Below are 25,162 nucleotides of genomic sequence, written 5' to 3' on the forward strand. Positions count from 1 at the left end.
TATTCAATTCATTAATTATCGGAACCAATGAATATGAAATCAAATTTAGCACATGAACCACCAATACCTCAAGGGCAAGTAGTTCATTTTCCAAAAAATGAGCGCAAAGCTATGTCGAATAAAGAAGAGCGCTACACCAAGATGCCAAATGGTTTAATTGATGGTCAGATCATGGCCCAGTTAAACGATAAGGCGTTTAAGTGTTTAATGTTTGTCATGCGTCAAACCATTGGATTTGACCGCGTATCTCACCCAATCGCCATCACTCAATTTCAAAAATATTGCGGTATCAAAAAACGCGATACGGTTATGTCATGTATTCGTGATCTGGAAGAGCTTGGCTTGATCAAAGTCGAGAGAACAACAGGCTGTTTGAATGAATATTTATTCACTCCTGACCAGTACCGCGAAAAGGGACTAGTACCAAATGAGGGTAGTACCCTTAAAGGTGATGGGACTAGTACCACCAAACGGGACGGGACTAGTACCGCGAAAGGTGACGGGACCAGTACCGTTGAACGGGGCACTATTAAAGAAACACTTAAAGAAACATTTAAAGAAAACTTTAAAGAGAAAAACGTGCAGGAAAATTCAGTTGATCAGGTTCTGAATCTCTGGACACCAGATTTACATTCTCTGAATTCCTGGTTACAGAGATCAGGTGAAACTCCGATGACCCAAGAACTGGTGAATCAGATTTTACTTGAAGTGAATGCTCACTACGAACCACGTTTGAACGCAGGTCAGATTACAGACACCCAGATGTATTCAAACTTCGTGAAGTGGATCAAGCGTAAATACACTCAAAAAACGTATCAATCTTCTGAAAAACAAAATTCTAATCTGGATGTGAATACAGCTTGGGCAGGCCAAGCATCGCAACATCACGCACCAGTAAATTCACCAGTCCATATCCCGGAGGACTTTGTATGAACGCAATGTCGATGCTGACTCAGGGATTAAAACAAACACAAGCGATCTGCTCAGAGCACAAAATAGCAATGGTACAAGCAGGACCATTTCAGAAGTGCCCGCAATGCGCCGTTGAGTTCCATGAAGAACAACTTGCACAAGCACAGGCTGAAATTGATCGTACCGTACGTGAAAAACACTTTGCTGGGGCAATGCTTCCAGAGCGCCATGCAACATCAGGATTCAAAAATTATATCGTTCAGCATGCTGGCCAACAGAACGCACTGAATCAGGTTGTTTCCTTTGCTAAGAACATGATCGGCGGTCATAAGAATAACTTTGTGATGGTGGGGCCTACTGGTACAGGAAAAACCCATCTTAGCTGTGCTACGGCTCGGACATTGCTCAACAAGGGCAAGTATGCACGGTACATCACCAGCGAAGATCTGGCACAGCGAATCATGAACGCATGGGAGCAGCTGGACGCTACAGAAAAATCTGTGATTTATGATTTCAGCCAGTATGACCTGTTAATCCTGGATGAATATGGATTGCATGACCGTGATAAACGCCGTGAGTTGGTTCACAAAGTTTTATATGCACGTTATGACCGGATGAAGCCGACCATGCTGATTTCGAATCTGACATTAGCTGAGCTGCAAAAGGATTTAGGCGATCGTCTTTGGTCTCGTTTTCAACAGGGTGGCCTAACCTTGGTGGAATGTAATTGGGCAGATCAGCGTGTAGGGGGTGGGGTGTGAATACAACAATTGAAGAATTTTTGAAAAATGGTGGCGAGATTAAGCAAATTGATTCTGATGATCAGTCAAAAATCCATAGGAAAGTTAGCTTTGAAGATCAGATAAGTTTGATGCTTTTTGCTTGTTATGCCACTACGCCATTTTCAGTGAAGGACGTGCAAGAAGCTGTTTTTGATTTCCATAGAACCACTATTTACAGCCTGCTTCAGGAGCATGTCAAAGGTGGTTATTTGGAGCGTGTATCAGAGAGTCATTACCGTGCAACTGCATATGCCAAAGACATTATGAATGTAAAGGGTGAAATTGCCGTATGAAGGATCTAAACAAAACATTGATGTTTATTTTCATGGCAATTGGCGCCGTCGTTTTGAGGATGTGGTGTGAATGACCAGCTACTCAATCGCTGAATACAAGAAGATGGTGAAAGCCACCAGACCGAAAGGGCGCTCCAAGCGTCCTAAGGTGAAAGGTGAAAAAGTACCGAATGAGTTTGAGGCGAAACTGGCCCGAGAACTAAAGACTTTAAAAATTGAGTTTGAGCAGGAATTTGAGTTTCACCCAAAGCGGAAATGGAGAGCTGATTTCCACCTGGTAGGAAAAAAGATACTGGTAGAAGTTGAAGGTGCGATCTGGAGTGGAGGAAGGCATACCAGAGGCAAGGGGTATATCGGGGACATGGAAAAATATAACGCCGCAACAATGATGGGTTTTCAAGTAATACGGTTTAGTACAGATCAAGTGAAGTCAGGTCACGCGATCCAGCAAATAGAAAAGATGGTAGGGGATTTAGGATGAATGCGATGGTTGAAAAATTTGAACAGTTTGAATGGTTGATTCGGGGTACTACAGCAAAGTCACCTAACTTTGAGCCTGTGGTACATAGGACTAATGAGAAGCCTCTGGATTATCAAGATCGTCTTGGTGCGGTGGCATCCATGGAAACGCAGCTTGCTAAGTCAGTTACAGCATTGATTGTCTTTGAAGGCAAATCCGAAATGGATTATAGACATGTGCAGTCACACCTTGCGCTCATCATGTCTACAAATGCAAAGCTGGAAAAAAGACGAGATCCTGCCAAAGTGACCATTGATGAGATGGCATCAATGATTGCACGGATGGTAATAGACTTTTCTCTTAATCCTGATTTGGAGAATAATTTTACAGCTCAGGGGCGATTGTATTATGCGGGTCTGCGTAGCTGGCAGATGGATGCAGAGTGCTATCGTAAAACATGGAAGCAATACGAAAACCTTATGGTTTTAGCCATTGAGAATGCAATTGATGAGGCAGCCAAAACCATTAAAAGTTATCGAAAAAATACTTATAAAGAATTTGAAGCGTAGGGATTCCATTATTCCGGAAACCGAGGTATAGTTTCACTATACTGGTCGTATTACGGTTCAACCGAGACCAAGTTATTAAAGCTCATCGAAAGATGGGCTTTTTTGACATTATTTATTCATAAAATTAAGTGATAATGCCTTTTTGTTTTTGAGCTCTAATTGAAATGGCGATTTTAACTGTTAAAAAACTAGAAGATACTCTCGGTAAATTAGTGGCTGAAGGCAAAAAGCCTGAAAAGATTTTATTAGGCTATAAAGCGTATGGCGAGCTAATGAATGATCGTAGCTTTTTTGAGGAAGTGGCTGGCTCGGCAATGGATCCAAACAAACGAAAATATAAAAATATTAAAATTAAGGTCACTCAAGACGAATACCAGTTTAACGTGAAATGTCAAAAATAGGTTTAAGCATCAAGGAAAGCTCGCCAAATGGTGGGCTTTTTTAATGCATAGAATTTATTATCTGAAAAGAAAATTGACTTAAGCTCAACATTTGAAAACATTTTCTTAATATTCTCTATACTTTCTAATCAAAGCTTCGGTGCTATATTGTTTTTGCGATAAGAAGAAGATGCAATACGAAGAAAGTGACTACAGCACTGGCCCACTTATTTGACGAGTAAGTGGGCTTTTTATTGCCTGTAAAAAGCGACCCAAGCCTACTGGAGTGCTGACCAGTGGAACATGCCATCGAGTAAACTTCCTTCGGGAATCTAGACTAGGGAGTAGCGTCCCGACCTAAAGAGGATTGAAAGCAAGTAAAGCAGACCGTGCATGTTAGGTGTGTGTGATTGTGAGTAGCGTCTGGCCCTGCGAAAAGGGCTTTTTTATTGCCCTGAGAAATACTAGTGTAATCACACCAAGTTAAAATGCTTGATTAACCAGGAAGAAATCTTGCTTAGTTCGACAAAGTTAATGACATTATTTCAGTAATGAATATTATAAATTTATGTTTTATAAGTGAAAATAACTGACATTTCTTGCGACATGATTGCTTGATTGTCCAGGAGTAAAATCATGCTTAGATTACTGATGTGCTTATTCGGCCTACACGGTGCGACTGAGATCGATTACACGATTGATGATGAAGAAATCAAGGTGTGTCGGGATTGTTTGAAAGAAGTTGAATAACAATCACTCAAGCAAAGAGCTGTTTCATAAAGCTGTAATATTTAAGCAATATAGTTGCTCTGCAAAAGAAGAAAGACGTTGTGATGCAAGTCAAGCCCGTTTAATTGGAGAGAGTTAAACGGGTTTTTTATTGAAATATATTGCTATTTTCCTTTTGTCGAACGTATTACGACTCAAACCCCGTCATTAATTTGTCGGGGTTTTTCTTTTCTTATTGGTGGTGAATATGCGATTAGGTCGAATGAGTTTGGGAATGGCTTTGGCATCCATGGGGATGATTTGAAGTGGTGTTGTGTAGAATAGATATTTCAAATTTCAAAAAGCCCATCAGGTAGATAGGCTTTTCTTACTAATCAAAAGATTGAGCGATGATTTACTTTTTATCTGTATTTTCTTTTTGATCATCTTGCTCTTTAGTGGAGGTTGTATCATTTTGATTGGGTTTATCTTGTGTAGGCTTCTGTGTATGGTTTTCTGATTTAGGCTTGTTTTCAGTAGCATTATTTGAAAATTGATTGAAAGAAGCTTTTTGAGCGGTATTTGTATTAACTAACATAGTTTTCTCAATTTTTGTTGCCGAAGATTCGACCTATTCAGAGTGACATACTAGTAGCACTTACAATGGGATGATTTGGAGGGATAAGTGTAGATATATGTAGGATTCAAATGTTTATATCTTATTTATATTTCAAAGGTTTTTATAATAAACCGGTCGCCAGATTGATCTGTATCACTATTTAAATAGTCAAGGTATTTAATTTATATCTTCTCGATACATTGCTGATACAAGGGGTGTATATGGATGAAAAAGAATATTTCTGGAAAACCAAGAAGCGTCCAATCAAAACCAAACCCCGCAATAAGCCACTACCGAAAGCCAAAGAAAAATACTTAGAAGCAGAAGAAACCCTATTTCAAGAATTAGAAGAACATGCCATTGGTTATCGTCGAAAGTTTCAATTTGAATCAACCAAAAATTGGCGGTTTGATTTTTATATTGTGAAGCTGAATCTTCTTATAGAAATTGTGGGTAGTCCATGGGCGGTTGGTCGTGGTGGGAAAAAGATAGCGAATTCATTTAATAAGTATGATCTTGCTGAAGATCAAGGTTATACATTTGTGCGTCTTGAGCCTCATCAAATTGAATCAGGTTATGCAATTAATTGGATTAGAAGCCAGTTAGAGAGATTAGACAATGGAACAGTTCAGACCATTCCCGCCGACGGAGCTGATTGATCAGGCTGAGGAAGAGGAAGCCATACGTTTGGCACCTGCATCAGAGCTTAAAGAATGGGTCGTGAATAACTGGCTTACTCTCGGTGGTGAACTACATAACCCAGATCACGACCATATTGCTGAGCTACTTCACGACAATGAAGAGTTCCTTGCATTCGCCTGGGCTTCATCTGCCGCCGTAGCGAAAAAACGTATGGTGTTAGGCCAATGTGAAAAGGTCATGTTTAACGTGGGCGGCTGGAAGAAAGCACGCCAGGAACAACAGATGCGGGACTGGTTTGGCTTTGTGCCTCAATACCTGATTACGGTTGATGCTGCATTCTGTGAACAAGCCTCAGATCGTGAGTTCTGCCGTTTGATTGAGCATGAGCTATATCACATCGGTGTAGAGCGTGGTGAAGATGGCGAAATCATTTATAGCGATATGACTGGTTTACCTAAGCATTACCTGGCTGGCCATGACGTTGAAGTGTTCTTTGGTGAGACCAAACGGTGGGGTGCAGACGAATCTGTAAAACGGCTTTTGGAAATTGCCAGGAATGCGCCGTTTGTATCTGAAACGAATATTGCTGCGTGTTGTGGTAACTGTGTGATTGGTTAATTTTTTTGCCTAGTTACCCTTACGTACTCTTACAAAGGTGAGTTTATGGCAACCCTAAAAGAGCCTGTAAAAATGTTTATAGTTCAGTCTCTTGCCTGCTTTGAAACACCTCAACAAGTAGTAGATGCTGTAAGGGAGAGATATGGGATTGAAATTGATCGTCAGCAGGTAGCCTCTTATGATCCAACCAAAGCCACGTGCAGGGGAATCAGTAAGGCTTTAAAGAAGCTATTTGAGGATACGCGCAGAGACTTCAGAGCAAATATTGAGAATATTGCGATTGCAAATAAAGCGTTTCGGCTTATGGAGCTTCAAAAGATGTATGAAGACTCTGGCAAGAACAAACGCGCCAAGCAGAATTTACTCAAGCAAGCGTTCCAAGAGACTGATGGCCGTGTGACAAAGCAGGAAATCACTGGTCCAGACGGCGGACCTATTCAGCAAGAAACCAAATCAACGCATCAATTCACACCAGATGAGCTTAACGGACTATCCGCTCAAGAGCTTTCGCGTTTAGCAATTAATGGCAAGTTATGACTTATGCAATCGAAGATATAGCGCCACTAATTAAAGAGTGGACGATCAATACACGTCTGCCTGAAATCATTGAAGAGATGAAACGGCGCTATTACTACCGGATGCTGATAGAGCAGAATGAACTAAGTCGAGAGGCTGAAATCTACAAATGTAAGAATGATCCGGCTCATTGGTTTAATCACTGGGTATGGACTTATGATCCACGGGGCATGCCTTTTGGACTGCCGGCGAATATTCCTTTTGTTTTGCGTCCTGGTCAGGTTGAGCTTGTCGATTGGCTATTAGAGCGTGAAAGCACCCAGACACACGGCTTAATTGAAAAAAGTCGTGATGAGGGTATGAGTTACGTTGTACTTGGCTTTTATTTGCACCGGTGGTTATTTGTTGAAGGCTTTGCGGGTGGTGTCGGTAGTCGTAAAGAGGATCTGGTTGATAAGAAAGGCGATCCGAAAACGTTACTGCATAAGTTTCGGGATATGTTTTCCAAGTTGCCGGACTGGATGAAGCCTAAAGGCTTTGTTGAGAAAGTGCATGACAACTACATGCGAATCATTAACCCGGACAACGGCGCAACCGTCACTGGTGAAGCTGGTGACAACATTGGCCGTGGTGGTCGTACTACAATGTACTTTCTGGATGAATGGGCATTTGTAGAGAGACAAGAAGCTGTAGACGCCGCAATCTCTCAAAACACCAACGTACACATCAAGGGATCCACTCCTAACGGTATTGGGGATAAGTTTCACCAGGATCGTTTTAGTGGACGTTACGCCGTATTCACAATGGCATGGCGTGATAACCCAGATAAGAATTGGCAGGTCGAATTTAATGGCAAGCTAATTCATCCCTGGTATGAAAAACAATTGGCCACACTAGACGATATTGTTTTAGCTCAAGAGGTTGATATTGATTATGCCGCATCGGTGGAAGGTGTATTAATTCCATCAGCATGGGTGCAAGCTGCAGTTGATGCTCATCTTAATTTGAATATTCAGCCTTCAGGCGAACGTATGGGCGCGCTTGATGTGGCAGATGAGGGTAAGGATAAAAACTCTTTTGCCGCACGTCATGGCATCGTACTGCAGTATTTGGATACTTGGTCAGGCGTTGGTGATGACATCTTTGGCACAACTCAGAAAGCAATTGATGCTTGCCTTGATTTACGTTTGAACTCCTTTTACTACGATGCTGACGGTCTTGGTGCTGGTGTCCGTGGTGATGCTCGAGTCATTAATGAGCAGAATCGATCTAAAGGGATACCGGAGATCGAGGCCAATCCATTCCGTGGCTCAGGTGCAGTTCATAACCCTGAGCAGGAAATGGTTGAGGCGCGTAAAAACGTAGACTTCTTTGCCAATCTTAAAGCTCAGATGTGGTGGTCACTACGCATAAGATTTCAGAATACTTATCGAGCCTTACAGGGTATGCAATATGATCTAGACAATCTTATTTCGCTCTCTACCAAAGACATAAACAAGCAGGAGCTTGAACAGCTCAAGCGAGAGTTATCGCAACCCACTTATACAAAGAATGGTGCAGGCAAAATCTTAGTCAATAAGCAACCGGACGGGGCCTTATCTCCAAACCGAGCAGACAGCATCATGATTTGCTTTAGTGATATCCGTGAGCGAAAACGGAAAAAACCTGCAGGTGCAGGTACTCGAACCTATTGATAAGGAAAAAACATGGCAAAGTCTAAAAAGGACAAAGCGTCAAAGAAGGCTTTGTCTTACGGCAATTTATACACTCAAGAAGCAGTCACTCAGTTTCTGGTGAACTTTGGCAAGCAACCAGATACCGATGAAGTGCTGCGCAAAGCTGGAATTACACGCCACAGATTGCGTGTACTGCTTGATGATGACGAGATTGCACAAGTAGTTGAAACACGGATTGATGCACTTTTAGCAACGCCATTGCGAATTGAACCAAATGATACGGATGAAGCGGAAAAGCTGAATCTCATCCTGAAAGAATGGTTCCATGAAATTGCGACTGCTGCCATGAGTGCACTGTTCTTCGGGTACTCGGTTCAGGAAGCTGTATATGAGCTAAAGTCGGAAGGTTATATTGGTTTGCAATGGATTGGTGAAAAACCGATGCAATGGTTTGAGCCTAAGAATGATGGTCGGCTAATCTATCGTCAGGATGGAAACAATGCAGAGCATGAGGTAGATCAAGCATTCAAATTCTTCTTAACACGCCGTAAAGCCACATACGAACAGCCATATGGTAAAGCGCTATTAGCCACGCTGTATTGGTTATTCTTCTTTAAGCAGAATGGCTTCAAATTCTGGGCGAAATTCCTCGAACGTTTTGGAACACCAATCTTACTGGGTAAGTGCAAAGATACTGAAACTGATGATATGAGCAAAGCCTTGTTAACTGCTCATGCTCAAAGCGTATTGTCGATTGATGCAGATGATGATGTTCAGATTCTTTCCGCACCAGGAACAAACGGTTCAGCAGGGGCAGCGTTTGAGGCATTTAATAATCAGCTGATTCGTCAGATCCAGAAAGTTGTACTAGGGCAGACACTTACCAGCGGGACTGATGGGAAGGGAAGCTACAGTCTTGGTCAAGTGCATGAAAATGTACGAATGGATAAGCTTAAATCTGATATTAGGCTTGTCACACCAACTTTACAGGCTGTGGTCAATGCTCTATGCGCTTTAAACGGTTGGGGGGATTATGAAGTGATGCTTGGTGAGAAACCAAAACCACTGAATAAGGACCAAGCAGAGCGTGATGTCCATTTAAAGAATGCGGGTGCAAATCTGTCTAAAGAATATTTTGTTCGCGAGTATGGTCTACAGGAAGGGGATTTGAATGAGCAGGTTCCTACCAGCTTCAATCAATTCTCTGCATTACCTCGCCAAGCATTCAACTTTAAAGCATCAGCCAATAAGCTCTCGCCAGAACAGCAGGAAGTTGAAGAACTGACTGATGGTCAAGATGAATTGCAGTTACTGAAACCGGATAAGGTCAAGGAATTGGTATTCAAGTCTGATAGCCCTGAAAGTCTGGCTTATAACCTGATGCAATTAATACCTGGTGCAACACAAACTCAGTTCACAGCCAATTTAGATCAAGCTTTGTATGCTGCGGATGTGTTGGGGTATGTGACAGCTCAGAATGGGAAGTAAACCATGCAACCAGTCACATTCCTTGAGGCGCTTCGGTACGCTCACAATAAAAAGATCGTGCTGCCTGATGAGTTCTATTCGATGGATCTAAAGACTCGGCAGATGGCTACTACGGTTAGCTTTCTATCGAGGCTTGAGCAGATTGAGACGGTCATTAAGGCAGTCAATAAATCTATTGCCGATGGCGGTACCTTTAAAGATTTTCAGAAGCTGATTGAAGAGTCTGAAATCATTCTGCCAAAGCATTACCTGGACAATGTATTTCGTACCAATATCCAAAGTGCGTACGGTCACGGGCGGTGGCAACAGCAACAAAGAAACAAAGCTAAACGACCATATCTGATGTATTCGGCGATCAATGATAGCCGGGTACGTCCTAGTCATTTGGCTCTGAACCGGATTGTTCGGCACATAGATGATCCATTCTGGCTGACACATTACCCGCCCTTGGGCTTTCGTTGTCGTTGCACCGTGATTGCCTTAACCGAGAAGCAGGCATTGAAATACGGGATTACACCTGAAGATCAATTGCCGGAAGTTGCTGAGGCATTGGATTGGAGTTCTCATCCGCTGCAGTTTGGTGAACTTGAAACACTGGTGGATAAAAAGATCAGTACTTCAAGTCTGGATAAAGAATATCTACTCGAACAGAAAGAAGTCATCAGGGCAGAATGGACGGCGAGTAAAAAGCTCACTAGTCTGTTTGCTCCTATAGATGATAAAACTCGGGACCTGTTCGACACGGTGGCCAATACAGTTATTCCACTTGATCCGCGCATTAGACCGAGTGCAATCCGCACCTTCCTGGATTATGTGCAGGGGAATGATTCAGCGCTGACCAGCTATTTAAACTCAGCTACAAGCTCTCTGGCTGATGATGTGCTTAAGCGCTGGCTGAGTACCGACATGGCAGCAATTCAAGCTGTGGCGAGCAATGCGGCTTCAACCGTAGTAGGTGCTGCAACTCTTAATCAAGTAGCGGCTTATCAGGTAGGGCAAACAGTTCAATTGAATGCGCCGTTGCTGATGGCTGATACAGCTTCAGGTATCGCTATTAAGATTGAGAATGCTCAAGGGCTAGGTATTGATCTAGACATCCTAAATGCTGGCAACGGCGTTTTGATACCGATGGGATTGTCTTTTGAAGTGGTTTCGATTGAGGTGGTTGAAGGGCAGATGATTTATACCATTCAGGCTTTAATGAATTAACTATCTGTATTAGATTAAGATGTTTTTTTAATACTTAGATAATATGGAAAGTTTAGTCAAAATATTAGCTGTTATCATCCCAATAATTGTCCCATTACTTCTTGCTTTTCTAAATTCAAAATATTCAATTAAAAAGCATCCTAAGGAGGAATTTGCGGAGGATGTTGTGGTTGCTGAAAAGTTTGCTGCTATCCATGATTCAAACATATCTCACTTAGTCAAAGATAGATTGGCACAACAGTTATTAGAAACTAAGAAAATTACCTATTTGGAAGTTGCATACTTCTATAAATACAGTGATATGGAAAAATGGATTAATGAGTATATCCGTGTAAAAGATAAGCTCAAATTGGTTCGTCATGGTAATGGAAAGATAATTAAGATCCATCATCCATATTCAAGAAGCAAAGTTGCATCTTTTGCTTTGGGTTATATTGTATTTGCAGCTATTGGGCTTCTACCTTTCTTATTTATTAATACCTTTATTGAAACTTTTGAAAGTCATATGCAATCAAAGCAATACTTGGTTATTTTCAATATATTTACATGGCCTATCTTATCAGTACTTGTTGCTCTGATCTTTTTGCTTGAAGGGTCCAAATATCAAACTGCTCATCGGTTTGTTAAAAAATTCGAAGCAGAGTCTATCAAGGTATAAGTCTTAAACAATTTGAACCGCTCCTTATGGGGCGGTTTTTTATGGAGCATGAAAAATGCCAGATCAAAATGAAGAAAGGCTGAAGTATCTCTTCAATGCCTCGGCAATTGAGGTGCCTAAAGCTGAAGAAGGGCAGAAGCGGAAATTTAAAGGCACTGCCTATGCCGGTGGGCGGGTAGATGGTCACTGGTATTGGGGGCGCTCAGGTGTGGTGTTTGATCTTGATGGGATTGAGATTGATAAGCCGACAGCCTTACTAGAAGAACACTTTGGTTCAAGTCGAATTGGTGTTGTTCAAACCGTAGATACCAATGGAAAGATCGACGTATCAGGTGACTTTCTCACGAATGCAAAAGCACAGGAAATTGTTCAGGACTCTGATGATGGTTTCCCGTTTCAGATGTCGATGATGATTGATCCTGGATCTATCGAAGAAGTGTCTCAGGGCAAGACAGTCACTGTGAATGGTCAATCATTTGAAGGTCCAATCACTATCTTCCGTCAAAACCGTATTCGTGAATTTACGATCTGTTCCACCGGTGCTGATCGCAATACATCAATTAAAGCCTTCTCGGGCAAAGCCAACCCAAACCCAACCAAAGAGGACACCAACGTGAACGAATTAGAACAGGCGCAAGCCGCACAAAAGCAGGCTGAGACTGAGCGCGATAATGCCTTGGCTGAACTTAAGCAATTCAAGGCGCAAAAGCGTGCTGATGAAATTGCAGCCCTAGAAACTGAGTTGAAAACCCAGTTTAGTGCTGAAGATAAAACCGCTTATACCAATATGGATGATTCTGTTTTTACCTTCGCGGCTAAGCAGCTTCGTCAATTCTCAGCAGGCCATACACAGCCACCAGCTGGCCAACAACCACAACAAGCACCAAGTGTGAATCCGGCATTTGCGCATTTGTTTAATCACCAGGCGAACGGTGGTCAGGGTGGTCAAGCTCCACAAGGTTCGGCTCTGGATCAGGCATTCAATCAATTTATGGCAGCGCAGCAACAAGGAGCTAAATCATGAGCCAAGTATTAACAGGCGCTATTGAGAATAAACAGCTGGTGGTTGGCGATGGTGTTCGTACCGAGAATGCCAAAGTAAAAACAGCAACGGCGTACAAGCGCGGGGATCTGCTAATTGTTGGTGCCAATAATGTGGCTGATCATCCTGCAGTTACCACGGGTGTGGTGGGTGACTGGAATGCTATTGCTGTATCAGATTTCACAGCAGAGCAAGCTACTTACCATGCTGCAAATAATCTTGAAATGCCGCTCTATGTACAGGGTGCATTTGATATTGCAGTAGTAACAGTGAATGGAACGCCGCTGACCACCGCTCAATATGATGCTGTACGCGCACAAGCATTAAAAAACAAAATCGAACTTCGTAAAGTTGTGGGGAACTAAGACATGAGTCAAACTTTTACATTTCAAAATGCACCGGTTGAATTGCTGGATGTGCCACAACTTGTATTGTTAACAGATACCACTCAAAAAGTTGATACCTGGTTGATGGATCGCTTCTTTCCACAACGTGTTTCATACACTAAAAAAGAAGTACCAGTTGGTGAGTTAAATACAGCGACTCCACTTGCGCCGTTTGTTACCCCAACTGCAGCAGGTCGTCAAATTAAAGTGGGTGAATCTGGCAACGTGAAATTCGTTAAGCCGGCTTATCTGAAACCAATGATGACGGTGATGCCAAGTGAAGTGCAGAACACTGCTCTTATCGCACGCTTACGTCAGTTTGGTGTGATTGCCACCGGTTCAAATCGTTTGTCTGATGCGGATCTATTGCTGATTGATCAGGCTCAAAAGGCTTTATATCTTCGTCAGTCAATTGAAAACCGAAAGCTATTAATTGCGCGTGATGTGCTTCTCTACGGTAAAACTACTTTTGCTTCTGCAGACTTCCCGATGTACGAAGTGGACTATGAGCGTAATCCAGCTTGTAACTACGCACCATTAATTAAATGGGGACAGGTTGGTGCTACTCCAGTGAAAGATATTCAAGCCATGATTGACTTGTCTATCGAGCACTCAGGTACATCACCTATCATGGCCTTGACCACATCTAAGGTATATAACACCTTAATCAAGGATCCAGAGTTCAAGGAGAAGTTCATTGCGCCGTATGCTGGTATCAGTGTTCCATTAACTCCGACTTTCGATCAAGCTGATAAGCCCCAATTCCGTGGCACAGTGGATAACATTGAAATCTGGACTTATGACGTGAGTCACAATATGGGCGGCTCCTCTGATCGCTTTATTCCTGAAGACTTTTTTGGTCTTGTTTCGGATGCTAATGGATGGATTGCACATTGTGCATTGCAAAATGTTGAAGCATTTGGCCAAGCTCTGGAATTCTATTTGGGTCAATGGCAAGAAAAGAACCCTTCAAGCATTCAATTGCTTGCTGAATCTTCTCCACTTGCTGTTCCGAATAACAAAAATGGTTTAGTCGGCGGTCGCGGATTCGTTTAAGGAGTAATACATGTCGAAGTACATTGCAAAACAATCGATCGGACATTTTCGTCCGGGTCAGGAAATCAAAGGGCTTGAAGCTAAACAACTTCAGGCCCTTTTAGCATCTGGGGCTATTGAAGAATATCAAGAGCCGGAAGAACCTAAGGCAGATGGCACGGCCGCACGCTTGGCTGAACTTGAAAAGGCCAATGCTGAGCTGACAGCAGCAAATAAAACCTTAACTGAAGCCAATCAGGCAGCAGTTGCGGACAAGGCCAAGGCTGATCAAGAAGTTGCTGAGCTAAAGGCAAAAGTGGCTGAACTTGAAAAGGCGAAACCTGCTGCAAAACCTAAAGCAGACCCAAAGTCTGCTGATGAAACCAAATAGGTGATCTATGTATGCGACTGAATCAGATTTGGTCGCACGATTTGGTGATGAGATTGGAAATCTAAAAACGATGCTTCCTTCTCAGTCCTCAGTAACTGATGCGATTCAAGATGCGACAGAGGAAATTAACGGCCATATTGGTGGTCGTTATCCTTTGCCGCTTCCCAATGTGCCCAGTAATTTAAAGCGTATGGCGTGTGACATTGCACGCTATCGTCTTTACTTCCAGCAACCCACCGATGAGGTGCGACAGCGTTATGAAGACGCAATTGCATTCTTAAAGCGTGTGGCTGATAACAAAGCACATTTGCAGATTCAGTTACCTGAAACAAACCAGATCGTGGACAACCAACCTAAAGGACGACCTTCAACGGCGCCAGTCGGCACTTCATATACCGGTGGTGTATTTGGGGATTCTATCCTGGATCAAATGCCCAGCATGAAGTGAGGTGTTTATGGCTTTTGCAATAACCATTCAGGCAGATAGTTCACCGATTGAAGCGGTGCTGAATCAATTAGGTGACTTTGATTCACTCAAGAGCCAGTTGTTTGATGAGATTGGTGCTGGGCTGGTCAACAGTATTCAGCATCGATTCTTAACCGGTACTGGTGTGGATGGTAACCCGTGGAAGATTTCATGGAGAGCCAAGCTGCAAGGTGGCGAAACGCTACGTGATACTGGCCGCCTAATGAATTCCTACACACACAATGTTCTTTCAAGCGGTGTGGAGGTGGGTACAGATGTTGCGTATGCAACCCATCTGCATTATGGCGCAACAATCCTACCCAAGAATGGCCAATACATCACCTTTGCAGTGGGTGGCCAATATCGGAAAGTTAAGCAATCCATTATTCCACCTCGGACTCAACTCGGTCTTGATGCGGAAGATGAAGTCATGGTTTTGGATATTGTTGGGAGTTTTATAGATGAGCACCTTCTTCGCGGTACGTGATGAGATTGCAGAAAAGCTGAAAGAAATTCCTGAATTTCTAAAGATCTATACGCCGTTGAATTCAGTCAGCGTAACAGAGATGTCACAAGTCACGCCATCTGCACATGTCAATTTTGTTCGTATCGACAAGAAAGCCAGTGCGGGTCGTGGAAGTATCAATCAGATCGGTCAGCAATGGGCGGTTACGGTTGCATGCCGCAATGCTCAATCTCAGATGACTGATGGACGTGCTGTAAGTGATGAAGCCGGGCTTTTGACTGAAAAAGTTATTCAACTTCTGTCAGGCTGGCAGCCTCAAGCATCGCGTACTGCACTAGATTTCATATCAGTTCGAGATGGGTATAGTCCAGGCTTTGCATACATCACTATTATTTTTGAATCACAGAAATTTATTTAGGAGCCAGTCATGGCAAAACAATACAAGGCAACTCAGCCTGTCGGTCGCTTTAAAAAAGGTGATGTAGTCGGCGGGCTGGATGATGCTCAAATTAAAAAATTACTGGCAGATGGTGTGATTCAGGAAGTACCTGAAGCTAAAGCCGCTGCTCCAGCCAAGAAAACCACAGGGGATGAAAAGTAATGGCTAAATCAGATTTAATCTCGCTTCAAGGCGAGCTTCATTTGGCGAAGATGGTTAATAGTGTGCCATCTGCCTTATTGCCCGTTGGTAATACACCGGAATTGCAGATCGCAATCTCTAGTGAATCCACTGATCACTATGAAAGTAAAACCGGCCTCCGTGCTAAGGATGCGGTACTACGCAAACAAACTGCAGTGGCTATCTCTGGTACGCTTGAAGAAGTAACAAAGCAAAACTTAGCAATGGTCCTAAGTGGCAAATCAATCGAAATCCCTGAAACTCAGCTGACTGATATTACTCTGGGTGCTGTAGAAGCTGGCGCCATGATTGACTTAGGACATCGTAATTTAAGTGAAGTGGATTTTAAAGACAGCTCGGATGTTGCCATCACTTCAGATAAATATGTACTGGATGCTGTTTACGGCACAGTCATTTTTAATGAAGCTATTGTTGGTTCAGTTAAGTTTTCTGCCAAAGCCGGTGCTAAGACACGTACTACAATTGCAACTAACCTAGGTAATGAATATCGCTTGCTGTTTAAAGGCATTGATACTGTTACAGGCGATAAGGTGATCTTAACTTTATGGCGCGTCGAATTTTCGCCAGATACCGAGTTTGATCTAATTCATGAGGACTTCGGATCTTATTCAATTGAAGGTGAAGCACTGGCAGATATCTCTAAAGCTAATGATGAAGAGCTAAGTGTATTTGGTCATATTGAGCGTTTTAGCGTAGCTGCATAAACCCATAAACCATACAGGCACAAAGAACTCCACGGCGCTATGCGTCTTTTTTTGTGCCTGCCTTATAGTAATAAGTCTTAAAACATTTAAGATGAAACTTAATAAATAGTAAAAAATAAAGATTATGTAATCTTTTGTTATTCTAATTTTCATCTGATGGGGATATAAAAGATATTCAGTTCATGTTAAGAATAAAACTGCTATGACTAAAATAGAAATATTTGTCTCCATCCTAGCCGTAATAATTATTTCTACTTTTATTTATCTTGTATGTCAGTAAGTTAGTAAGCTAAGAACCGCCTTTGGGGCGGTTTTTTGATAAGTGGAAGTTTCACCTGGCTATATAGGGTCAATTTTAAAAAGACTTAAAATAGTAAAACATAACTTTACAAATCCACTCTCCCGAGGCTTTAAATAAGATTGAAAATTAATGTAAAGTGTCGCCCTTAATACATGGGGATATTATGAAAAATTTAAGCTTATTCTTTTTTATTGTGATTTTAGCTGGGTGTGGACACAAGGAATCTAGTGGTCAGCATCTTGATTTAGAAACAAGCAAAAAGGAACAGCTTGAATTTGCAAAAGAAGCTACAAAAGAATTCATTCCCAATCCTGATTCAGCTAAGTTCCGCAATCAAATAGGAGAGTGTGGAGAGGTAAGCTATAAAGAAGCAGACGGTAAAGATATTGGTTTTCAACGTTTCATTGTGCTTCAGAAAAATATAGTGCTTGTAGAAAATCAGACGGATCAAAAGCAATTTGAGTTGTCATGGAAGAATGCTTGTACGCCAAGCTGGAAGTAATTAAAAAGCCCTTTAATTAAGGGCTTTCTTTTATTCACCAGATGATTCAGATTTTTGATCTTTTTCATTTCCATACTCTAAAGCAACCTGTTGCGCTTCAGCTGCAGCAGTGGCTTCTATTGGAATCGAGTCAGCTGCGATAGCAACGGTACCGGTAAATCCCATTAAAGCTAAGATTAGAATTTTCGAATACTTTTTCATTTGAATTTCCTCTACGTTTCTAAGACTTAATTTCAGTGTAGAGAATGATTTAAATCGTGGATGTAGCAGCTATGTCGGGATATGTAAGATATTCAGGTCTAAAGTTATAGGTTTCTAGGTTTGCGTAAGAATGCTTTTCGGTTGAAACTTTTTGTTGAGTTGCTTAACGAAATGTTTGAATGCTTCAGTAGGTAGCTACACTCTAAAGAAACTTCCCTAACTTCTAAATCTTTGTAACATCCAATAATTTTTTGTAATATTTATGTTATTAATTGTTTGCTTTGCTTATCATGTGAATGATGAAAAGTGGAGTACCGAAAATGCTAACAAAAGCAGAAATCGTTGTTGTCGTTCTAATGGTACTAGCCTTAATTCTCATCGTTTATGAGATGGGACAAGGTGGTAGTTGGACTTTATAGAATTTAGCCTTTATCAACGGTAAAAGAAAAGCACCTTAGGGTGCTTTTTTAATGTCTAAAATTTATTTCGATATCCCATCATGAATGATTTTTTCTTAGCAACGAATCGAAGCATTAAGCTCAAAGATATCGAAGTGCGCCAGATCCAGATGAAAGACTTTGATATCTGGGCAATGCATGCTGAGCCGTTAAAGAACTTCATCAAAGACCAAAATCATTCAGATGAGATTTTGACAGGGCTATTTAAAGCTCATGGTGTACAGGTCATTTCGACCATGGCATGCGTCACTGATCTGGGCGACGAATCACTGGTGGAACTTGCTGCTGATGAGCAGGGATTTAAAGATTTACTTAAAACGGTGCTTCTGATCAATCAGGCTTACTTCAAATACGAAAAGCCAAAACGCGGCATCAAAAAGAAAGATGACTCCACCTGGTTTGATTCATTCCAGTTCCTGGTATCAATGGGTCATCAGCATAGTGCAATCATGGAAATGACCTACGGCGCATTCCAGAACTACGTCACAGCAGCAAACAAGCTATATAAGCAGGGAATCTTCAATAACGCCGTTGCCGGACGTGTGGCACAGTCTGATAAGAAAGGTTTTGAGTCATTTAAGAAAGAAATGGTTTCTGATTGATCAAGTAGCACCCTAAAGTTATGATGGGAAAATAATAATTTAGGGAATAGGGAAAATGGCTAAAGTGGAATGTCTTGTTTGTGGACGTGTAGGCTCTGCAAAAACTAAAGGTAGTTTTGTTATAACTATCGTTTTGCTTTTTATTGGCTTGCTTCCAGGGATAATATATGAAATCTGGCGTAGATCAGGCGGTAAGGTTTGTGGTTCTTGCGGCAGTCAAAATATAAGACTTTATTCACCTTTGCCTAAACAAATACAGCAATCAATCCCACAAGAAGCACAGCCAGAAGTTTTTAAAATACCAAGCAAAACCAAATTAGTTGCAAATGATATATTTTCAAATAATGCAGGTAATTTTGTAAAATTGGACGAAAATGGAGTTGAGCAAAAGAATTGCCCTGATTGTCGCGAACTAATTAGATTTGATGCGAGAAAATGCAAGCACTGCGGCTCAATCTTAGAGGAAACATCCTAAACACTTATATCTATACCCAATGTTCTACCCGCTTCGGCGGGTTTTTTATTGCCTAAAATTTAGAGGTCAGCATGTCTGGTAAAAATTTAACATTCAAATTAGTCATGGATGCCGACACTAAAGGTTTCGTTGGCAATGTTAGACAGTCAGAAGATACAGTTAAATCAGTATTCAACACAATTAAGCACGAATCTGAACGATTAAAACAAGCAACTACTGATGCTTCGAAAGAAATGGGAAATATTATCCCTAAAGGCACCAGTGAGTTAGCAGACAAACTTTCTCAGTCTCTAAATGCTGCTACAGGCATTATCAAAGATGCTGGTGACAATGCAAAATCTACAGCAGGGAATTTTACGGATTTTGGTAATAAGGCTGGAAAGGCTTTAGATCAACTTAAAGGAGATTTAGCCCAAGCCAAGCAAAATCTTGAAGCATTTTCAAAAACTAAAGCTTCACCTGCAGATATTGAAAAAGCACAAGTCCAGGTTGATCAACTTGAAAAAGAAGTTCAGCAAGCAGATCAGGCTTTTAGTGGATTTCAGGCAGAGGTAGGCAAAGCCAACAACAGCTTAAGAGAAACAGATACAGCAGCTCAAACGGCGCAAAAGGGCATTGATGGTGCTAAGTTTGCTGTTAACACACTTGTGGGTGCATTAACTGCTCTTGGTATAGGTTTGGGTATTCGTGAGCTTGCGGAAGCCGCCGACTCATACACTAACCTATCTGTCCGTATTCAGATTGCTACCCGTGAAGGTGGTGACTTTAGTTCTGCAATGGCTGGAGTTCATCAGGTAGCACTTGCCACAAATTCTAGTTTACAGGCAACAGGTGATTTATTTACCCGACTGAATACAGTCGGCAAAGAAATGGGGATGACGCAGCAACAGGCACTAGATCTCACGAAAACTGTTACACAAGCGATTCAGATTGGTGGTGGTACTGCACAGGCCAGTGAGGCTGCAATTACTCAGTTTATTCAGGCCATGCAAGGTTCTGTTCTTCGGGGAGAAGAATTTAATAGCATTATGGAGAATGGTTATGGTCTTGCAGAGGCTTTAGCCAAAGGATTGGGAGTCACTACTGGTGAGCTCCGAAAAATGGCGGAAAATGGTGAGCTTACATCTGAAAGGGTTGTTAAGGCTATTCAAAGCCAAGCTACCCAGATCCAAGAAACCTACAACCAGTTTCCAACTACTATCAGCAATGCACTGCAGAAGATTTCCACACAATGGCAGATTCTGATTGGTGAGATGGATCAGGCCAATGGGTCAAGTGCAACGGTAGCTAATGCACTATCAATCATTGCGGATAATCTTGGAATCTTGAAAGTATTCTTTGATGATGTTGCTGAAGGTATTGGGTGGTTCCAGGGCAAACTATCTGAGATTGATCCATCTACTATTGAGGCAATCAGAAGTACCTTATCTGCTGTCTACGACACAATAAAAAATGTCATATCAAGTATGGCTGGCATCGCTGAAACCGCCTGGAGTGCCTTTACATCTACCTTGGATGCGATTGCTCCATTATTTAACGCAATTATGGGTGGCAAGGAGGAGGTTAGTGGATTAACTACTCTATTCAATGTTTTTAAAATTGCATTAGGGGTGGTATCTGATGCTGCAACTGGGCTAAACATTGCGCTTAAGCTACTCCTTGCAGGTATTCAGTTTATTTCAGGAGGTATTTATGCACTTAGTGCCGCCGTACTGGATTTCTTAGGATTCGATGATCTGGCTGCACAGGCTCAAAATGCGTCTGATGCTCTGTTTAGACAAGCCGAAAAGAATGGTAGAGAGGCTAACAGGTTAGCACTTGAAAGCAAATCTGCAACAAGAGAAGCAATTCGAGAGATTCGTCAGACTGAAGATGAAGCAAATAAAGAACGGGTTGCTGAGAGCCAAAAAACTCTTAATGAATTAAAGCTTCAAGAAGAAAAGCATAAGGCTGACTACAAGGCTATTAGTGATGAGCGCATTCAGTTAGAGCAGCAGCTCCATGAAGCACGAAAAACTGGTAATCAGGTTGCAATTGATCAGGCTGTAAAAGGTCTTGCCGAGCTGGATACTAAAGAAAAAGCCTATCAGGCTGAGAGCCAGAAAATCACTGAGGCTAAGATTAAAGCTGCACAAGATTGGGTAAATGCTCAACTTACAGCAGCAGATGGCACTCAAAAAGCAGCTGATGCAGCCACCCAAAAAACCCTACAAACAATCCTTGCAGCTCAGGGTTTAAAACTTGAGTTTGATGGTGCTGGTAAAGCAATTGTCAAAGCCATGGATGATGGTACAAAAGCAACAGAGGGTACGGCAAATGCAGCTGATAAAGCGCGAAAAGCTGCAACCGCTTTAGGTCTGGATCTGGATGTTTCCTTAAATCGTGTCTCTGAAAAGTTCGCAGAAAATGGCAAAAATGTTAATAACTTTGCAGCAGGCCTTGATGATCTTGGTGTTAAGGGCAAGCAAGCTGGTGATGTGACATATCAGGCCTGGCTTAAATGGCTGGAAACAGCGAAAAGCCAAGCTGAAATCGACTATGCAAAAGCCAAGCTTCAGGAATTTGGTACTCAAGGTCAGATTTCAACATCTCAGGTTGAGCAAGGCTTAATTGCTATCAAAATGCAGGCTCAAGGACTACCAGATGATATTGACCCTGTCACAGAAGCTTTCAGGCGTCTTGGTATTGAGACTAAGGAAAACCTAAAGCTTGCAGCTCAACAGGCTTTAATGGACTACAACACAATTCGAAATAGTGGCCAAGCTACTGCCGAAGGAATTGAACAAGCGCATAAAAAAGCAGCCCAAGCGGTAGCGCTGTCTGGTGATGCGGGAGTCATAGCTGCGTTTAATGCTGCGGATGCTACACAAAAGCTCAAGGTTGAGATTAATGACACAGGCGTTGCTGCCGTCAAATCCATGGATGAGTGGGAAAAATCTAATCACCGCGTTAGAGATTCTGCACGCGGTATTGGTGATGGGTATCGTCATGCTGGTCGAATCGCAAGAGAGGAGGCCAAAACTTCCACTGAGGCTTGGGCTGATGCAGTCAATAAAGCCAAAGGTGATTTCAATAAAGAGATGAAACGCCAGGGCGAGGCATTGAGCAAGGGAATTTATGGATATGACTCCTATACCAAGGACGATGTCTTATCTCAACTCAAGAGCAAAGGATACAGCGATAAGGAAGCACAAAAGCTTGCCGGCACCATCTGGTCTAAGGCTTTGGAAGCAGATCGTGATGCTAAAGCTCAAGGACTGGGTAAGGATGGCAACCCTGCAATGAAAGCATTAATCAATGCTGAATTTGATCGGGCGGCTGCAAAAGGCATTACCACTCAACACGGAACCAACAAGATTAATGAATTGCTTCGCTCTATTAACGTGGTTTCTACTGGTTCCAGTAACTTGAGTGACTACGCGCCGTCTATTCCTTCAGTACCATCAACCAGAGATTATGGTAAGGGGGGTGATAGTGTGAATTACAACATTCAATTCGGAGGTCAAACCCTATCCCTTACAGGCGATGCAAGCCAAAAGGATGTGATGACCAGTCTGGTAAATCAATTAAAAGGTATAGCGAAATCAACATGAAACTAATTCGCTTAGCAACATCCGAAACCGTCCCATTAGAGGACGGTTTTTTATGGCCTGATGAATTTTCATGGAAGGCCATTGAGCAGAATCAGACCTATGCCATGGATGGCACTCTGCATATTCAGGAAGGCAAAAAGAAGTCGGGTCGACCAATTACCTTGCAACCGGCAGATCCACAGATGGGTTGGATCAGGTTGCGTGAACTGCGGACTGTTTTGGAGTGGTCAAAACTGCAAGATGAAAATTTCAGACTGCAGTTTGAGCAACCACATGATAGCCGGCAATTCACCGTCAAATTTAACCACCAGGATGGGGCTTTAGAGGCCGCACCGGTGAAAGGAATTCCAGCGGTATCACTGGATGATTATTTTAATGTGACCTTGCGCTTTACGGAGTTGAACGATGGCGATTGAAACCAAAGATTTAGTAATCTACAAGTCTGAACGCTTGACTGATAACGCTGATGGCGGTGGTAAATACTCAGGTGTAGTAGTCCAGGATGGCATTAGCAACAACCTGTTCAATGATGTGTCGGAAATGGATCGAACCATGGGTGATGTCTCCATGCGTAAGGTCTTTCCAGCAGTCACGACTGAAGACACTGATTTACTGATGGGTGCAACGGTATTTGTCTCTGAACTACCAAAGGATCCAAACGTATCCGCATTGCTATTTAGTACCAAGAACTGGAACGATGAACGTCAGGCTGCCCAGAACCGGGTGGAAAACTATCTGGCCAAAGGCGGACAGATTGCCGGTACGCCACTTGATACCCATTGGCAGGGCATGTCATCGCTGCAGGTCGCCATGTTTCCGCAAGAGGTCGAGTCTTCAGTAGGTGACACCATTGTGCTGATCAGTGATGAAGGTAAGGCTTTAGAGCGTGAGCAATATGTGCGCATTACCAAAGTTGAAACTCGTACTGCAATCATGGTCATCGATGGTAAAAATGTTGAATACAAGGTTGCTACGTATTCCTTGAATGATGCTCTTGAGGTTGACTTTGTGGGTCTTTCAGCACGCCAGTGGTACAACGGTGAGAAATCCAAGACCATCATTCGCGATACCATTGTTGCTGACACAGGTCTGTATTACTCATCGACTGCATTGGCAGATGATGCCAATGTGGGTGAATTCACAGTAAATGCTAAAAGCATCTTTGCTCAACTGATTCCATCGGCCCAGACCGAAACACCGATCATTGATGTAAACGCTGCAGGTGAAAGTGTAGTTCTGGTGGCGGGTAATGAAGGCACCATTACTGTTAATTATCCAAATATGGTGATTGGTGTCAGCCAAAACCTGTATATCGGCTCTGCGGTGATTCCATCTAGCGTGGCGTTTACATTGCAAGGTCAGCAGATTACTGATCAGGGCGGATTACTTAAGAATACTCAAGGTACACAAGTCGGCACGATTGATTACCAGCGTGGCTTGATTCAATGGACCGCAGCAGCACCGGCTGGAACCGTAAGTTTGAATATTACTTTTAAACCAGCAGCTGCACCGAATCAGTATTACCAGAGTCATGCCATTCCGGTGACTCAAAATAACCAAAGCACCAACTGGACCGGAGTTTTAATTCCAATTCCTGCACCTCGTGCACTTTCGATTTCATACATGTCGCAGGGCAAGTTCTATGAGCTTAAAGATGATGGTTCAGGCCAGTTAAAGGCCGCCAGTCCATCTTTTGGTTCGGGCATGATCAATTACGAAACTGGCTCATGGCTATTAACCACTGGCGCATTACCAGATGTAGACACACCGATTCTGCTGAACTGGGGCACACCGATTATCACTTTTGTGCGATCTAATTTAAGTGTTGAAAAAGCTGCATTTGAGTTTGATTTGGGTCGACCAGGTGTATTGCCGGGTATCACCATCAATTGGACCCTTGAGGGTGAGGCGAAAACTGCAACATCAAATGCTCAAGGTAAGTTTACTGGGGATGCCACAGGTGAAATTAACTATGCCACCGGTATTGGCAAAATCATTCCAAATAAGTTGCCACAAAAAGGTACGGTCTTTTCGGTGATCTATAACTATGGTCAATCACTTGAGCAGACCAAGATGGATGTTACCCCAGCAAATCAAAAGCTGACCTTTACCATTGGTACAGGACCAGCAATTCAGCCAAATAGTGTTGAGTTAAAAATTCCACTTCAAAGCAGTGAGGGGATTGCAGGGTCTGTAACTCTGACAGATGTGCCGGTGAATGCAACTATGGGTAATCTGGTGAATAGCCGCGGTCAAGTGCAAGGCACCATTATCTATGCCACTGGCGCAGTTGAAGTCACACCAAAAAGTACAGCGAGCAGATTTGTGCAAACCTTTACACCTATGGCTACCTATGCGGCTGCCTAGCGA

Annotated in this window: 30 protein-coding genes; 28 read left to right on the forward strand and 2 right to left on the reverse strand. The window is 42.5% G+C overall.

From position 1 onward, the window contains the following. Positions 1–33: 33 nt before the first annotated feature. The 6 genes from ACP7AK_RS01155 to ACP7AK_RS01180 all read left to right on the forward strand — a co-directional run bounded on the left by ACP7AK_RS01155 (position 34) and on the right by ACP7AK_RS01180 (position 3,417). Positions 34–933, forward strand: coding sequence for a replication protein (locus tag ACP7AK_RS01155; RefSeq protein WP_425878118.1), 900 nt, complete (start codon positions 34–36; stop codon positions 931–933). Then, entirely contained in the window at positions 930–1,673 is a 744-nt protein-coding gene (locus ACP7AK_RS01160; RefSeq protein WP_425878120.1) for an ATP-binding protein, read from the forward strand. Before ACP7AK_RS01155 ends, ACP7AK_RS01160 begins: the two co-directional genes overlap by 4 nt. After that, positions 1,670–1,987 (forward strand): hypothetical protein, encoded by a 318-nt coding sequence (locus tag ACP7AK_RS01165; RefSeq protein WP_004730172.1) that lies wholly within the window; start codon positions 1,670–1,672, stop codon positions 1,985–1,987. The genes ACP7AK_RS01160 and ACP7AK_RS01165 overlap by 4 nt, the downstream gene beginning before the upstream one ends. A 70-nt stretch (positions 1,988–2,057) precedes the next feature. Next, the gene (locus ACP7AK_RS01170) at positions 2,058–2,468 is read left to right on the forward strand and encodes a DUF559 domain-containing protein (protein WP_425878122.1); all 411 of its coding nucleotides are present in this window, start codon (positions 2,058–2,060) and stop codon (positions 2,466–2,468) included. Next, the gene (locus ACP7AK_RS01175; RefSeq protein ID WP_425878124.1) at positions 2,465–3,016 is read left to right on the forward strand and encodes a hypothetical protein; all 552 of its coding nucleotides are present in this window, start codon (positions 2,465–2,467) and stop codon (positions 3,014–3,016) included. Before ACP7AK_RS01170 ends, ACP7AK_RS01175 begins: the two co-directional genes overlap by 4 nt. Before the next feature lie 164 nt (positions 3,017–3,180). Then, a complete protein-coding gene (locus ACP7AK_RS01180; RefSeq protein WP_005262234.1) occupies positions 3,181–3,417 on the forward strand; it encodes a hypothetical protein in 237 nt (78 codons plus the stop codon). A gap of 1,102 nt (positions 3,418–4,519) precedes the next feature. Here ACP7AK_RS01180 and ACP7AK_RS01185 read toward each other — a convergent pair. Beyond that, positions 4,520–4,702: a hypothetical protein gene (locus ACP7AK_RS01185; protein WP_004646436.1), complete on the reverse strand. Its 183-nt coding sequence runs from the start codon at positions 4,700–4,702 to the stop codon at positions 4,520–4,522. 242 nt (positions 4,703–4,944) lie between these two features. On the opposite strand from ACP7AK_RS01185, the gene ACP7AK_RS01190 reads away from it, so the two are divergent. The 17 genes from ACP7AK_RS01190 (at position 4,945) to ACP7AK_RS01270 (ending at position 17,463) form a co-directional block, all read left to right on the forward strand. Further along, positions 4,945–5,382: a hypothetical protein gene (locus ACP7AK_RS01190; protein ID WP_425878127.1), complete on the forward strand. Its 438-nt coding sequence runs from the start codon at positions 4,945–4,947 to the stop codon at positions 5,380–5,382. Further along, positions 5,342–5,983 (forward strand): putative metallopeptidase, encoded by a 642-nt coding sequence (locus tag ACP7AK_RS01195; RefSeq protein WP_425878129.1) that lies wholly within the window; start codon positions 5,342–5,344, stop codon positions 5,981–5,983. Before ACP7AK_RS01190 ends, ACP7AK_RS01195 begins: the two co-directional genes overlap by 41 nt. Before the next feature lie 45 nt (positions 5,984–6,028). Then, entirely contained in the window at positions 6,029–6,520 is a 492-nt protein-coding gene (locus ACP7AK_RS01200) for a DUF2280 domain-containing protein (protein ID WP_085064393.1), read from the forward strand. After that, entirely contained in the window at positions 6,517–8,193 is a 1,677-nt protein-coding gene (locus tag ACP7AK_RS01205) for a terminase (RefSeq protein ID WP_425878131.1), read from the forward strand. The genes ACP7AK_RS01200 and ACP7AK_RS01205 overlap by 4 nt, the downstream gene beginning before the upstream one ends. Before the next feature lie 12 nt (positions 8,194–8,205). Continuing rightward, positions 8,206–9,663: a phage portal protein family protein gene (locus ACP7AK_RS01210; protein WP_313564539.1), complete on the forward strand. Its 1,458-nt coding sequence runs from the start codon at positions 8,206–8,208 to the stop codon at positions 9,661–9,663. A gap of 3 nt (positions 9,664–9,666) precedes the next feature. Continuing rightward, complete coding sequence (locus ACP7AK_RS01215; RefSeq protein WP_425878134.1) at positions 9,667–10,872, forward strand: phage minor head protein; 1,206 nt, start codon at positions 9,667–9,669, stop codon at positions 10,870–10,872. Positions 10,873–10,915: 43 nt separating this feature from the next. Beyond that, positions 10,916–11,530, forward strand: coding sequence for a hypothetical protein (locus ACP7AK_RS01220; protein WP_425878136.1), 615 nt, complete (start codon positions 10,916–10,918; stop codon positions 11,528–11,530). Between the two features lie 55 nt (positions 11,531–11,585). Beyond that, complete coding sequence (locus ACP7AK_RS01225) at positions 11,586–12,554, forward strand: hypothetical protein (RefSeq protein ID WP_425878138.1); 969 nt, start codon at positions 11,586–11,588, stop codon at positions 12,552–12,554. Further along, a complete protein-coding gene (locus ACP7AK_RS01230) occupies positions 12,551–12,937 on the forward strand; it encodes a hypothetical protein (protein WP_180075708.1) in 387 nt (128 codons plus the stop codon). The genes ACP7AK_RS01225 and ACP7AK_RS01230 overlap by 4 nt, the downstream gene beginning before the upstream one ends. Before the next feature lie 3 nt (positions 12,938–12,940). Further along, positions 12,941–14,014 carry a major capsid protein gene (locus tag ACP7AK_RS01235; RefSeq protein ID WP_159137885.1) on the forward strand — a complete coding sequence of 358 codons (1,074 nt, stop codon included), beginning with the start codon at positions 12,941–12,943 and terminating at the stop codon, positions 14,012–14,014. Between the two features lie 10 nt (positions 14,015–14,024). Continuing rightward, positions 14,025–14,384 carry a hypothetical protein gene (locus ACP7AK_RS01240; protein WP_425878140.1) on the forward strand — a complete coding sequence of 120 codons (360 nt, stop codon included), beginning with the start codon at positions 14,025–14,027 and terminating at the stop codon, positions 14,382–14,384. Between the two features lie 7 nt (positions 14,385–14,391). After that, entirely contained in the window at positions 14,392–14,832 is a 441-nt protein-coding gene (locus ACP7AK_RS01245; RefSeq protein WP_425878142.1) for a gp436 family protein, read from the forward strand. Positions 14,833–14,839: 7 nt separating this feature from the next. After that, positions 14,840–15,337 (forward strand): phage virion morphogenesis protein, encoded by a 498-nt coding sequence (locus ACP7AK_RS01250; RefSeq protein ID WP_425878144.1) that lies wholly within the window; start codon positions 14,840–14,842, stop codon positions 15,335–15,337. Then, on the forward strand, positions 15,312–15,734 hold the full coding sequence (locus ACP7AK_RS01255; RefSeq protein ID WP_004646451.1) for a phage tail terminator protein: 423 nt from the start codon (positions 15,312–15,314) through the stop codon (positions 15,732–15,734). Before ACP7AK_RS01250 ends, ACP7AK_RS01255 begins: the two co-directional genes overlap by 26 nt. Before the next feature lie 9 nt (positions 15,735–15,743). Then, positions 15,744–15,917, forward strand: a complete 174-nt coding sequence (locus tag ACP7AK_RS01260) for a hypothetical protein (protein WP_004893882.1) — start codon at positions 15,744–15,746, stop codon at positions 15,915–15,917. Next, positions 15,917–16,660 (forward strand): hypothetical protein, encoded by a 744-nt coding sequence (locus ACP7AK_RS01265; protein WP_004279617.1) that lies wholly within the window; start codon positions 15,917–15,919, stop codon positions 16,658–16,660. Before ACP7AK_RS01260 ends, ACP7AK_RS01265 begins: the two co-directional genes overlap by 1 nt. 464 nt (positions 16,661–17,124) lie before the next feature. Beyond that, entirely contained in the window at positions 17,125–17,463 is a 339-nt protein-coding gene (locus ACP7AK_RS01270) for a hypothetical protein (RefSeq protein WP_312586534.1), read from the forward strand. 30 nt (positions 17,464–17,493) lie between these two features. Here the strand turns inward: ACP7AK_RS01270 and ACP7AK_RS01275 are convergent, their stop codons facing one another. Further along, positions 17,494–17,664 (reverse strand): hypothetical protein, encoded by a 171-nt coding sequence (locus ACP7AK_RS01275; protein WP_005262212.1) that lies wholly within the window; start codon positions 17,662–17,664, stop codon positions 17,494–17,496. Between the two features lie 499 nt (positions 17,665–18,163). On the opposite strand from ACP7AK_RS01275, the gene ACP7AK_RS01280 reads away from it, so the two are divergent. The 5 genes from ACP7AK_RS01280 to ACP7AK_RS01300 all read left to right on the forward strand — a co-directional run bounded on the left by ACP7AK_RS01280 (position 18,164) and on the right by ACP7AK_RS01300 (position 25,159). Then, positions 18,164–18,724, forward strand: coding sequence for a hypothetical protein (locus ACP7AK_RS01280; RefSeq protein WP_425878148.1), 561 nt, complete (start codon positions 18,164–18,166; stop codon positions 18,722–18,724). A 55-nt stretch (positions 18,725–18,779) separates the two neighbouring features. Next, entirely contained in the window at positions 18,780–19,199 is a 420-nt protein-coding gene (locus ACP7AK_RS01285) for a hypothetical protein (protein ID WP_005104391.1), read from the forward strand. A 71-nt stretch (positions 19,200–19,270) separates the two neighbouring features. Further along, positions 19,271–22,792, forward strand: coding sequence for a tape measure protein (locus tag ACP7AK_RS01290; RefSeq protein WP_425878150.1), 3,522 nt, complete (start codon positions 19,271–19,273; stop codon positions 22,790–22,792). Then, complete coding sequence (locus ACP7AK_RS01295) at positions 22,789–23,208, forward strand: hypothetical protein (protein ID WP_425878152.1); 420 nt, start codon at positions 22,789–22,791, stop codon at positions 23,206–23,208. Before ACP7AK_RS01290 ends, ACP7AK_RS01295 begins: the two co-directional genes overlap by 4 nt. Next, the gene (locus ACP7AK_RS01300) at positions 23,198–25,159 is read left to right on the forward strand and encodes a hypothetical protein (RefSeq protein ID WP_425878154.1); all 1,962 of its coding nucleotides are present in this window, start codon (positions 23,198–23,200) and stop codon (positions 25,157–25,159) included. The genes ACP7AK_RS01295 and ACP7AK_RS01300 overlap by 11 nt, the downstream gene beginning before the upstream one ends. Positions 25,160–25,162 lie beyond the last annotated feature (3 nt).

It is taken from the genome of Acinetobacter sp. TWP2-2-3 (assembly GCF_049896445.1).
Classification (GTDB): domain Bacteria; phylum Pseudomonadota; class Gammaproteobacteria; order Pseudomonadales; family Moraxellaceae; genus Acinetobacter.

Coding starts and splice junctions, on each gene's coding strand:
- ACP7AK_RS01155 (WP_425878118.1), top strand. CDS start 34: ATGAAATCAAATTTAGCACATGAACCACCAATACCTCAAGGGCAAGTA.
- ACP7AK_RS01160 (WP_425878120.1), top strand. CDS start 930: ATGAACGCAATGTCGATGCTGACTCAGGGATTAAAACAAACACAAGCG.
- ACP7AK_RS01170 (WP_425878122.1), top strand. CDS start 2,058: ATGACCAGCTACTCAATCGCTGAATACAAGAAGATGGTGAAAGCCACC.
- ACP7AK_RS01175 (WP_425878124.1), top strand. CDS start 2,465: ATGAATGCGATGGTTGAAAAATTTGAACAGTTTGAATGGTTGATTCGG.
- ACP7AK_RS01180 (WP_005262234.1), top strand. CDS start 3,181: ATGGCGATTTTAACTGTTAAAAAACTAGAAGATACTCTCGGTAAATTA.
- ACP7AK_RS01185 (WP_004646436.1), bottom strand. CDS start 4,702: ATGTTAGTTAATACAAATACCGCTCAAAAAGCTTCTTTCAATCAATTT.
- ACP7AK_RS01190 (WP_425878127.1), top strand. CDS start 4,945: ATGGATGAAAAAGAATATTTCTGGAAAACCAAGAAGCGTCCAATCAAA.
- ACP7AK_RS01195 (WP_425878129.1), top strand. CDS start 5,342: ATGGAACAGTTCAGACCATTCCCGCCGACGGAGCTGATTGATCAGGCT.
- ACP7AK_RS01200 (WP_085064393.1), top strand. CDS start 6,029: ATGGCAACCCTAAAAGAGCCTGTAAAAATGTTTATAGTTCAGTCTCTT.
- ACP7AK_RS01205 (WP_425878131.1), top strand. CDS start 6,517: ATGACTTATGCAATCGAAGATATAGCGCCACTAATTAAAGAGTGGACG.
- ACP7AK_RS01210 (WP_313564539.1), top strand. CDS start 8,206: ATGGCAAAGTCTAAAAAGGACAAAGCGTCAAAGAAGGCTTTGTCTTAC.
- ACP7AK_RS01215 (WP_425878134.1), top strand. CDS start 9,667: ATGCAACCAGTCACATTCCTTGAGGCGCTTCGGTACGCTCACAATAAA.
- ACP7AK_RS01220 (WP_425878136.1), top strand. CDS start 10,916: ATGGAAAGTTTAGTCAAAATATTAGCTGTTATCATCCCAATAATTGTC.
- ACP7AK_RS01225 (WP_425878138.1), top strand. CDS start 11,586: ATGCCAGATCAAAATGAAGAAAGGCTGAAGTATCTCTTCAATGCCTCG.
- ACP7AK_RS01230 (WP_180075708.1), top strand. CDS start 12,551: ATGAGCCAAGTATTAACAGGCGCTATTGAGAATAAACAGCTGGTGGTT.
- ACP7AK_RS01235 (WP_159137885.1), top strand. CDS start 12,941: ATGAGTCAAACTTTTACATTTCAAAATGCACCGGTTGAATTGCTGGAT.
- ACP7AK_RS01240 (WP_425878140.1), top strand. CDS start 14,025: ATGTCGAAGTACATTGCAAAACAATCGATCGGACATTTTCGTCCGGGT.
- ACP7AK_RS01245 (WP_425878142.1), top strand. CDS start 14,392: ATGTATGCGACTGAATCAGATTTGGTCGCACGATTTGGTGATGAGATT.
- ACP7AK_RS01250 (WP_425878144.1), top strand. CDS start 14,840: ATGGCTTTTGCAATAACCATTCAGGCAGATAGTTCACCGATTGAAGCG.
- ACP7AK_RS01255 (WP_004646451.1), top strand. CDS start 15,312: ATGAGCACCTTCTTCGCGGTACGTGATGAGATTGCAGAAAAGCTGAAA.
- ACP7AK_RS01260 (WP_004893882.1), top strand. CDS start 15,744: ATGGCAAAACAATACAAGGCAACTCAGCCTGTCGGTCGCTTTAAAAAA.
- ACP7AK_RS01265 (WP_004279617.1), top strand. CDS start 15,917: ATGGCTAAATCAGATTTAATCTCGCTTCAAGGCGAGCTTCATTTGGCG.
- ACP7AK_RS01270 (WP_312586534.1), top strand. CDS start 17,125: ATGAAAAATTTAAGCTTATTCTTTTTTATTGTGATTTTAGCTGGGTGT.
- ACP7AK_RS01275 (WP_005262212.1), bottom strand. CDS start 17,664: ATGAAAAAGTATTCGAAAATTCTAATCTTAGCTTTAATGGGATTTACC.
- ACP7AK_RS01280 (WP_425878148.1), top strand. CDS start 18,164: ATGAATGATTTTTTCTTAGCAACGAATCGAAGCATTAAGCTCAAAGAT.
- ACP7AK_RS01285 (WP_005104391.1), top strand. CDS start 18,780: ATGGCTAAAGTGGAATGTCTTGTTTGTGGACGTGTAGGCTCTGCAAAA.
- ACP7AK_RS01290 (WP_425878150.1), top strand. CDS start 19,271: ATGTCTGGTAAAAATTTAACATTCAAATTAGTCATGGATGCCGACACT.
- ACP7AK_RS01295 (WP_425878152.1), top strand. CDS start 22,789: ATGAAACTAATTCGCTTAGCAACATCCGAAACCGTCCCATTAGAGGAC.
- ACP7AK_RS01300 (WP_425878154.1), top strand. CDS start 23,198: ATGGCGATTGAAACCAAAGATTTAGTAATCTACAAGTCTGAACGCTTG.